The sequence below is a fragment of the Desulfosoma sp. genome (genome assembly GCF_052743555.1).
The window spans coordinates 1,891-11,843 of the sequence record NZ_JBRAHS010000031.1 but is presented as its reverse complement, the minus strand read 5'-3'; the positions used below and the strand labels follow the sequence as shown (position 1 = coordinate 11,843).

Here is a 9,953-nt window from a genome sequence, read left to right as displayed (position 1 = left end):
GGAAAAGACCTTCACCCTGGACGTGGGCGCCGTGATCTTGGCTCCTGGCTTTGAAGCCTTTGATCCCTCGCGCTTGGACACCTACGGTTACGGCCACATTCGCGACGTGCTGACGAGTCTCGAATACGAACGGCTCTTGGCGTCCAACGGCCCCTACCAAGGGCACCTGGTGCGCCCATCCGATGAGCGGGAACCTGGGCGCATCGCGTGGATTCAATGCGTCGGATCGCGCAACATCCATCAGTGCGGTAACGCCTATTGCTCCAGCGTCTGCTGCATGTACGCCATCAAGCAGGCCTTGGTGACGGCCGAGCACTGCAGCGGCCATGAACTGGAGCAAGCCATCTTCTACATGGACATCCGCACTCACGGAAAAGACTTTGAACGCTACCTGATGCAGGCTCAACAACAGGGTGTGCGTTTTCTACGAGCCCGCCCGCATTCCATCGAACCCGGCCCCGACAACAAAGGGGCGGTCATTCAGTATGTCAACGACACAGGACATTTGGTTTCGGAAACTTTTGACCTCGTGGTCTTATCCATCGGCCTGGAGGCACCCAAAGATGCGCACAGCCTGGCCGCCGCCTTGGGCATCGAACTTACGGCCCATCGGTTTGCCCTGACCTCGGGATTCCATCCGGTGAGCACGACGCGCTCGGGCATTTACGCCACTGGAGCCTTTCATGGGCCAAAGGCCATTCCCCACGCGGTGACGGAAGCCTCCACGGCGGCGGCCGAAGCGGCGCGCGTTTTGAGGACGGCTCGAGGAACCCTGACCCGGGCCAAAACCTATCCCGAGGAGCGCGACGTGGGGGTGGAAACGCCGAGAATCGGTGTTTTCGTCTGTTCGTGCGGCATCAACATCGCCAATACGGTGGATGTGAAGGCTGTGGCTGCCTACGCCAAAACACTCCCTCACGTGGTCCATGTGGAAAACAATCTTTTCACTTGTTCGGCGGACACCCAGATTTTCATCGCGCAAAAGATCAAGGAACTGGGTCTGAACCGCATCGTGGTGGCCGCTTGTACACCCCGGACCCATGAAACGCTGTTCCAAGACACCCTGCGCGAAGCGGCCCTGAATCCTTTTCTGCTCGAAATGGCCAACATTCGCAATCAAAACGCCTGGGTTCATCAGCAGGATTCACAAAAGGCCACGGAAAAGGCCAAGGATCAGGTGCGCATGGCCGTGGCCAAAGCGGCCCTCAATGCCCCGCTGAACCGTCTCAGAGTCCATGTCATTCAGAACGCTCTGGTTGTGGGCGGCGGCGTGGCCGGCATGAATGCCGCGCTGTATTTGGCGAACCAAGGTTTTGCTGTGGTTCTTGTAGAAAAGGCCGAGGCTTTGGGCGGCCATGCGAGGCATCTTCTGGAAAACGATCCAGGCGAACCGGTCCAGCCCATGCTGGACGGGCTCATCGCGCAGGTGGAAAACCATCCCAAAATCACGGTCCTCAAATCGGCGCAGCTCAAGACAGTGGAAGGTTCCGTGGGCAGTTTTCGAAGCCTTGTGGACGTCGGCGGAACGGAACGGGAAATCTTTTACGGCGCGGCGGTGTTGGCCTTGGGAGGCCGACAGGCCGAACCGAACGAATACCTCTACGGTCAGGATTCCCGCGTGATGACGCATCTTCAGTGGGATGCGCTCATGGTTCAAAATCCGGAATCGGTGCGGGCGGCACACAGTGCGGTGTTCATTCAGTGGGTGGGATCGCGGGAACCGCAGCGACCTTATTGTTCCCGCATCTGCTGTACCCACACGGTCAAGAGCGCTCTTCGCATGAAGGCGCTGAACCCGAACATGGACATCTACGTCCTTTACCGGGACATGCGCACCTACGGTATGCGGGAAGAACTCTATCAAAGGGCAAGGGCCTCGGGTGTTGTTTTTGTTCAATACACATTGGAGACCAAACCTCGAGTCGGCATCGCCAACGGCGCGCTACAGGTGGAGGTGCTGGATCCCATTTTGGGACGCACCCTGCGCCTGCCGGCCGATTATGTGGTTTTGGCCGCAGCCGTTGAACCCAACGCCGCCCGCGATGTGATTGATCTTTTTAAATGCGGCGTCAACGCCGACGGTTTCCTCAACGAAGCTCATCCCAAGCTGCGTCCCGTGGATCTGACGGTGGACGGCCTTTTCGTTGCGGGTCTGTGCCATTATCCCAAGCCCATCGATGAAACCATTGCGCAGGCGCGAGCCGCCGCATCTCGAGCCGCCGTGATGCTGTCCAAAGAAGAAATGCAGTTGGCGCCATCAAGTCCTACGTCACCGATCAATGCGATGGCTGTGCTCTGTGTCTGGATGTCTGTCCTTACCACGCCATAGCCCTGGAGGAGCCGGTGGACGGGTCGGCGGCGCGTCGGCGGATTCGAACTGATCCGGCCTTGTGCAAGGGTTGCGCCCTTTGCGAAGCCACCTGCCCCAAAGGCGGGGTGATAGTGCACGGCTTTACACTCCATCAGTTGACCGCACAGATTGACGCCTTGTTGGCAGAGGTTTCTCAAATTCCATGACGGCGCAGGTGCTTGAAGCGGTCATGAAAGCGGCGGCACGCAAGCGCGCCGAGGCCAGGGAGCATCGCCGTGAATTGGGAAAACCTGTGGTTGTCGCCCTGTAATGGCCCGGGGCGCGGCCCATGAGGAGGACCAGTCATGTCTGTGACCGTCGCCAGTGAATGGCTCAATGCCTGTTCCGGATGCGAAATTTCCCTGGTGGATCTGGGGGAACGCCTCCTGGACGTGCTCAATCTTGTGGACATCGTCCATATGCCGGTACTGTTCGATCACAAGTACTTCGGCCAGATCGGCAACAAAAAACACCTGGATATTCCCGAAGCGGAGGTGGGCCTGATCAGCGGCGGCATTCGCAACGAAGAGCATGCGGAAATCGCCGCCCACATGCGATCCCGCTGCAAGGTGATCGTCGCCCTGGGAACCTGCGCCACGCACGGGGGCATTCCGGCCTTGGCCAACAGTTTTCCGGTATCGTATCTTTTGGAACGGTGCTTCACCACGGAAACCACCGATGGGAACCCGAGAACCTTTGTCCCCCCTGTCCCTGGGCTCTTGGACAGATGCTCGGCCTTGGACGAACACATAGCCGTGGACGTCTATCTGCCGGGATGTCCGCCGCATCCAGACCAGCTCTTTGCGGCGCTCACAGCCCTTGTGCAGGGAAAGGCGCCGGAGCTTCCCTTCAAGAGCGTTTGTGACACATGCCCCACGGTGCGCGAAGGCAAGGGGAAGCTCAAGACGCTGCGCCGATTCCTGCAAAATCCCTTCTATCACGGTCCGGATGAACCTTTGGATAAAATGCGCTGTCTCTTGGAACAAGGCTTCTTGTGCATGGGCCCCGTCACACGAGCCGGCTGCGGCGGGGACGCCGCAACGCCGCGGTGCATCGCGGCCCGAGTTCCGTGTCGAGGCTGCTATGGTCCCGTGCGCCACGACGGCAACCCCATGCTGGACATGCTTAACGCCTTGGCATCCAACGGCATCGACGTCAAATCGCTGCCGGAATTCCCGTCGCTGCTGCGCTTTGCGGGAGCTCACCGGTTGCTCAGGCCTGCACGGCCTCGAAAGGAGCGCTAGACCATGAGTCGGGAGATTCACATTCAGCCCATCACGCGCATCGAGGGTCACGCTTCCATTCAGATTCAACTGAACGAGGCGGGAGAGGTCCAGAACGCGCGCGTGAACATCATGTCCCTACGCGGGTTTGAAAAATTCATTGAAGGCAAACCCGCCGACGAGGTGCCGCGCATCGTCAGCCGCATCTGCGGCATCTGCCCCTGGATGCACCATTTGGCATCCACCAAGGCGGTGGACCGCTGTTTCGGGGTCACGCCGCCCCCAGCCGCGCAAAAACTTCGGGAACTCATGCAAACCATCGCCCACGCGGAAGACAAACTGCTGCACTTTTTCTTTCTGGCCGCCGCGGATTTCGTCATCGGTCCCGACGCCGACTATTCAGTGCGCAACGTGATCGGCATCGCCAAGGCCCATCCGGAACTGGCGCACAAAGTGGTCCGCATGCGGCATCAAGCCAAGATGATTCTGGAGCGGTTCGCCGGCAAGGCGATTCATCCCATCGCCGGTGTCGTGGGGGGGGTTTCCAAGCCCATGCTGGAAGAAGACCGCCGGGAAATTCTCGGCCAAATGCGGGAACTCTTGGACTTTGCTTTGTTTACCCTGGAATTTGCCAAAACCAAGGTTTTTCCCCCGTACATGGAAACCATTCAGTCCCTGGGGGTCATTCGCACCGGGTTTATCGGCACGGTGGATACCACGGGGGCCCTGAATCTTTACGATGGTCCCATTCGTTTAATGAAACCCGACGGCACATTCATCCAATTTGACGTGCAGGATTACACCGACGTCATCGCCGAGCACGTGGAACCCTATTCCTACGCCAAGATGCCTTACGCCAAGGTATGGAATGAGGGCTTTTCCCTGGACGAAACGGCGCCTCGAGGCATCTATCGGGCCAATACCCTGGCGCGCATCAACGTGGCGGATCGCATCGCCACACCGCGGGCTCAAGCGGAACTCGAAGAATTTCGAGAAAAGTTCGGCCGCCCGGCTCAGGCCACACTGCTTTACCATTGGGCCAGGCTCATTGAGGAAGTCTATGCCTGTGAACATGCCATTGAGCTTTTGGAGGATCCCGAGATTTGCGATCCCCACGTGCGAGCCGAGGTGGAACCGCGGGCGGGGCGAGGTGTCGGCAGTGTGGAAGCGCCCCGCGGTACCCTCATTCACGACTACTTCACGGACCACAACGGCTGCATCACGCGAGCGAACCTCATTGTGGGCACCACCCACAACATCGCTCCCATGAACCTGAGCGTCCAACAGGCCGCCAAAGCCGTCATTCACAACGGGGTGGTGGACCCGGGACTGCTGAATCGAGTGGAAATGGCGGTGCGCGCCTACGACCCCTGAATTTCCTGCGCCACCCATCGCCTGGACGGCGATTCGGCAATCCACATCACCATCGTGGACGCGGCGGGCACCCCCATCGCCCGTTGGCCGCACAGCACGCGGTGAGGCCATGGAAACAAGGATTGTTTCTCTCGAAGGGACCGCGTCCTCGCGGTCCGCGTGTTCCTGAACACCCACAGGCAACTTCCGGCGGGGGATCGAAGAGCAGCGGTGCTCAGCGGCAATGCCTCTTGGAGGAGCGGCGCAAGCCGCGATCCCGCACCGATCCGGGTTTTATGGACATGCGCCATCACGGACAAATCGCGCCTTGCGGCGTTCCTACAAAAAATGTTGCAGAGCAGGGCAAAGCCGCATCCAAAACGGCATCATGGGCTGGATTCTTGATCCATGAAGGGATCGGCGCCTTTGGCCACCAGCTCATGGACGGCGCGCAGCAAGACCGAGCGCCGAACGGGTTTTTCCAGATACACGGTGTTTGGGCTCGAGCGAGCAGCCACCCCATGCATCCGCTCTGAATATCCACTGAGGAACACCGCAGGAATCCATCCACACGTTCGGCGAATGAGGCCTACCGCCTCTTCGCCGCCCATACCGGGCATCACCACGTCCGTCACCACACAATCGATGGGTTCCAAGGTGGTGGCAAAGATTTCCACGGCCTCCATTCCGTTTCGCGCCTCCACCACCCTGTAGCCGGCATCCCGCAGGGCCATGGCCAGGTATTCTCGGACAGCCGGATCATCCTCCGCCAAAAGAATCAGGCCCGTTCCCCGGGGAGCTTTCTCAGAAGGACTCCCTAAATGCTCCTTGCCTTTGCCCTGCTCTTGTTCCTCTACGAGCCGAGGCAAATAGATTTTGAACGTCGTTCCCTTACCCGGCTCGCTGTAAACATGTATCATGCCGTCATGCTGCCGAACGATGCCGTAGGCTACGGACAACCCCAATCCCGTGCCTTGTCCCACGTCCTTGGTGGTAAAAAACGGCTCAAAGATCCGTTCCATCACCTCGGGCGCCATGCCCACGCCCGTGTCGGCCACGGCCACCATCACATAAGGGCCGGGATGGAGCTGAACATTTTGTAGCACGTAGGTCTCATCTAAGTCCACGTCGGCTGTTTCCACCACAATTTCTCCGCCGGAAGGCATGGCGTCCCGCGCATTGATGACCAGATTGAGCAAGACCTGTTCCATGAGCGGCCGATCGATGCGCACACGACCGAGATGGGCTCCGGGAACGCGGCGTATCGCGATGGTCTCTCCCACCATCTTTTGCGCCAGCTTGCCAAAGTCACGAACCACCTCGTTGATGTCAGCGGGCTCGGGCCGAAGAATCTGCTTGCGACTGAAAGCCAAAAGCTGCTGCACCAGCCGGGCGGCTCGCAGTCCGCTGTCCATAACGCGCTGCAACGGCCCATGGCGCGGATCGTGGGCCGGGGTCTGCCCAAGGACCATCTCCACATACCCGTTGATGATCTGTAAAATGTTGTTGAACTCATGGGCCACGCCCCCGGCCAGTTGACCTACGGCTTGCATCTTTTGAGCGTGGCGAAGCTGCTCGGAAAGCTTTTCCCTTTCCGTCACATCAAAAAACACGGTGACAAATTTTCCCGGCTCCGTCTGGTATGCCCGCACGGAAAAATGGCGCCCCAAAACCGGCTCAAAGTCTTCAAACGCCACCGGTTTTCCGGCAAGAGCCGTCGGCGCATAGCGTCTCACCCATCGATCGTAAGAATCGGGAAGAATCTCGCGAACGGTTTTCCCAATAATGTTCTTGGCAGGGAGCCCTGTATGCTCGGCAAAAGCCGCATTGACCTTCAGAAACCGATAATCCACCGGTGCGCCATGCTCGTCGGTCATCATTTCGTGCAGCGCACAGCCGCCGAACATATTTTCAAAAAGAAGGTCCAGATCCCGTTTTTCCTTGGCCAGTTCATGCTGGGCTCGAGCTTCCTCTGTGATGTCTCGAAAGCTTTCGATGACGCCTGAAACCGCGGCATCTTGTTCCAAAAGCGGGCTCACCAAAACGTGGAACACTCGTGAAGACCCGTCCGGCAGGAGAATCTCCATGTGACTGGAACGCGCGGTGCCCGTCTTCAGCACCTGCCGAGCCGCACATTCCTTGTCCGCACAAGCGCCGGAAAGCTTGTGCCAATAGGAAAAAACCTCCGTGCAGCTTTTTCCCTCAGCCTCTTTCGGCGTCGTCTGTGCCAGAGCGGCCGCTGCCGAATTGATCATCCGGATGCGAAAATCACGGTCCAAGACCACCAGTGGATCCTGCATGCCTTCACAAATGCTTCGCCACAGCTGCTCTTTGGCCGCAAGCGTCGAGAGAAAAACTCGGCGCTCTGCAATGCGCCCTCGGGCTACCCAAAAACCCACCAAAATACCGATAAGCCCCGTAAGCCATATGAAGACAAACCGCTTGAAATAGTACAATGGCCAGTCCGCTTTTGGGGCGTCGAAAGTTTTCAGGGGAACGGTCACAGCGATGCCGCCCCGCACACGGCCTTCCATGTCTAGAGCCGTATTGTGGCAACGAAGGCATGGAGGTTCCAGACGTAGGGGCACCATGACCTTGATGACCGAACCAGCCTCTTCGCTCACCTTTTCCGCGTAATGGGAGGCTTCCGCATGGGTCGTAAACCATTCCAAGGCTTTCTTTTCCCAAGGATCCGGAGCGTTGGCGGGGTTGATCGGTTCAAGCCCCGTGATGTGCGCTGAGCTGTTTCCAGCCCCGCGCCCAAGCTCGTGCACCATACGGGTCATGTACGCGGGGTTGACCAAGGTCAGCTTTTTCCCCGAAGGCGTCTCGATGTCCCGCTCCGGCACATGGAGATAAGGATTGGGGGCAAGATTCGGCCCCACGGCGACATACACGCCGCCGTGCAGCGCGTTCCACAGACGGTACAATTTATCTTTCTCCACAAGGGTCAGAGCATGCGTATGAGCCGACTGTTCGATGTGGCGCTTTTCTTGAGCATCAAGGTTCCACAAGAAAAGGAAACAGACCAGCGTCCAGACGCTGAGAGCAAGCCCGCTCATCAAGTATAAAAAACCGTGTCCGACCGTGGCCGAAAGCCCCGGTGGAGCCAATCGATGGAAATCAGGAGTTTCACCCATGGAAAAGAACTTCCTTTGTGCGGCCGAGATCCGGGCCAAAAATGCCGATACCTGGGGTACATCTCGAAGGGACCGGCTTCTGCCGGTCCCTAAACCCTTGCATCCCACGGACAGCAATCACCGGGACGCGACGCGCACACTCCGGCCATGGCCAGCCTTAAAAATCCTGAAAATCGTCTTCAAAGGGGATAAGCTCCCGGGGCTTGGCCGGCTTGCCGTGCCCTTTTGCCGCAGCCGTTTGTATCTTTCCGTTTCCCGCCTTGGCGACAGCCCTTTCGGCTTTTCCGGCAAAGCTCCCGGCCGGAGCCGGCCGTGCCGACGGCTCCCTTTTCTTACGAAGCCGCAGGCGCAGGCTCGAACCCTCTTCCACGCGCCCCACCAAAGCGATCAGTTCTTCCACGGCCCGCCGCATTTGTTCCGCCTGCGCACTGAGCTCCTCCGACGCCGAAGCCGACTCTTCGGCGTTGGCCGCATTTTGCTGCACCACCTTGTCCATCTGGGAAATGGCCGTATTCACCTGGCCGATTCCTTCGCTTTGCTCATGGGACGCCGCCGCGATCTCGTTGATCAGATCCGCCACCTTGAGCACGCTTTCATGCACCGTCACAAAGGCGTGATTGGTGGATTCCGTCAAATCCGCCCCCTGTTTGACCCGAACCACCGTGCCCTCAATGAGCTGCTCCGTGTCCTTGGCCGCTTCCGCCGCCCGCATGGCCAGGCTGCGCACTTCATCGGCCACCACCGCAAAGCCCGCTCCGGCCTCACCGGCCCGGGCCGCCTCCACCGCCGCATTTAAGGCCAACAGATTGGTCTGAAACGCAATCTCTTCGATGGTCTTGATGATCTTTTGGGTCTCTTGGCTGGACCGGTTGATGTCTTCCATGGACCGCAAAAGCTCCGCCATGCTCGCTTTGGCCTGTTCGGCCGCCTTGGCCACCTGCTTCATCAAGGCATCGGCCTGCCCTGCATTGTCGGCGTTTTGTCGAGCCATGGACGCCATCTCTTCCACAGCCGATGAAGTCTCCTCGATGCCCGCCGCCTGCTGTGACGCCCCTTCGGCCACTTGCTGGCTTGCGGAAGAAACCTGACCGGCAGCCGAAGCCACCTGCTCCGCGCTTTCACCCAGTTCCGTGGCGGATTTTCGAAGAACCGCGTTGATCCCCCGTGTGACGACAAAACCCAAGACAACCGCCAGCAAGAAACCTCCGAGCGCTACGGCGAACATCACACCATTCATGCGCGCCGCAAAGTTGATAGCTTTTTCGGTCTCGCTTTGGCTGGTGTGCTCATTGATTTCCACGAGTTTGTCGAGAAGCGCCGTAGCCCGAAGCCGGGCTTCCCTAACAGGCCCCATAATCTGCCTATCTAGTTCATGCATGAGCCTATTGGCTTCGTCGGCCATCGCATCGATGGCCTGAAGGTCATGAAATACCAACTGCCGCGCGCTGGACATCTGGTTTTTCAAAGTAAGACGGGCTTCTTCAACTCGGCCGGCGGCCATGAGATCCTTGATGGCTCGAATGGAGTTGTGAAACTGACGGTGCGGCTCGGCAATGTGAGCCAAGATCTCTTTCAGCTTGGCATTTTCCGTTTTGTACGCGGCCAACCATTTCCCGAAGGCGCAAGCGGTGTGATCTTCTCCGCCTTCAAAGGCATGACCGGCATAGACCAAATCCATCGTGCGCAGCTCCAGAGCGTAATGATCACGTTGGAAGGTGACGATTTTTTGTTTGAAAACATCTGGGTCAAGAATCCCTATAGCGTCAAAGCGTTTCGCTATTTCGATGGCTTTGTCTTTTTCCTTCTCCCATTGCTCCAAGACCGGCTTGAGCTGCTTCCAGGTTTCGGCTTCTTCCGGTGTCTGCGGTAATGGCTCGTAGATCGCCA

6 protein-coding genes are annotated in these 9,953 nt (G+C 58.6%); 4 read left to right on the top strand and 2 right to left on the bottom strand.

The genetic code is table 11. From position 1 onward, the window contains the following. The 4 genes from ACUVSA_RS14405 to ACUVSA_RS14390 form a co-directional block, all read left to right on the top strand. On the top strand, positions 1 to 2,329 hold a 2,329-nt coding region (locus tag ACUVSA_RS14405; RefSeq protein WP_445895345.1), incomplete at its 5' end, for an FAD-dependent oxidoreductase. Further along, positions 2,257 to 2,517 carry a 4Fe-4S dicluster domain-containing protein gene (locus ACUVSA_RS14400; RefSeq protein WP_445895346.1) on the top strand — a complete coding sequence of 87 codons (261 nt, stop codon included), beginning with the start codon at positions 2,257 to 2,259 and terminating at the stop codon, positions 2,515 to 2,517. The genes ACUVSA_RS14405 and ACUVSA_RS14400, both read left to right, overlap by 73 nt. 138 nt (positions 2,518 to 2,655) lie before the next feature. After that, positions 2,656 to 3,594 carry a methyl viologen-reducing hydrogenase gene (locus ACUVSA_RS14395; protein ID WP_445895344.1) on the top strand — a complete coding sequence of 313 codons (939 nt, stop codon included), beginning with the start codon at positions 2,656 to 2,658 and terminating at the stop codon, positions 3,592 to 3,594. 3 nt (positions 3,595 to 3,597) lie between these two features. After that, positions 3,598 to 4,947, top strand: coding sequence for a Ni/Fe hydrogenase subunit alpha (locus ACUVSA_RS14390; protein WP_445895343.1), 1,350 nt, complete (start codon positions 3,598 to 3,600; stop codon positions 4,945 to 4,947). 365 nt (positions 4,948 to 5,312) lie between these two features. Here ACUVSA_RS14390 and ACUVSA_RS14385 read toward each other — a convergent pair whose 3' ends face one another. Both ACUVSA_RS14385 and ACUVSA_RS14380 read right to left on the bottom strand, forming a co-directional pair. Continuing rightward, positions 5,313 to 8,066 carry a hybrid sensor histidine kinase/response regulator gene (locus tag ACUVSA_RS14385; RefSeq protein ID WP_445895342.1) on the bottom strand — a complete coding sequence of 918 codons (2,754 nt, stop codon included), beginning with the start codon at positions 8,064 to 8,066 and terminating at the stop codon, positions 5,313 to 5,315. Between the two features lie 157 nt (positions 8,067 to 8,223). After that, positions 8,224 to 9,953: methyl-accepting chemotaxis protein (locus ACUVSA_RS14380; RefSeq protein ID WP_445895341.1), on the bottom strand; the 1,730-nt coding region annotated here is incomplete at its 5' end.

Bases quoted from the DNA above. Each gene is read 5' to 3' on its own strand.
- ACUVSA_RS14395 (WP_445895344.1), top strand. From the start codon at position 2,656: ATGTCTGTGACCGTCGCCAGTGAATGGCTCAATGCCTGTTCCGGATGC.
- ACUVSA_RS14390 (WP_445895343.1), top strand. From the start codon at position 3,598: ATGAGTCGGGAGATTCACATTCAGCCCATCACGCGCATCGAGGGTCAC.
- ACUVSA_RS14385 (WP_445895342.1), bottom strand. From the start codon at position 8,066: ATGGGTGAAACTCCTGATTTCCATCGATTGGCTCCACCGGGGCTTTCG.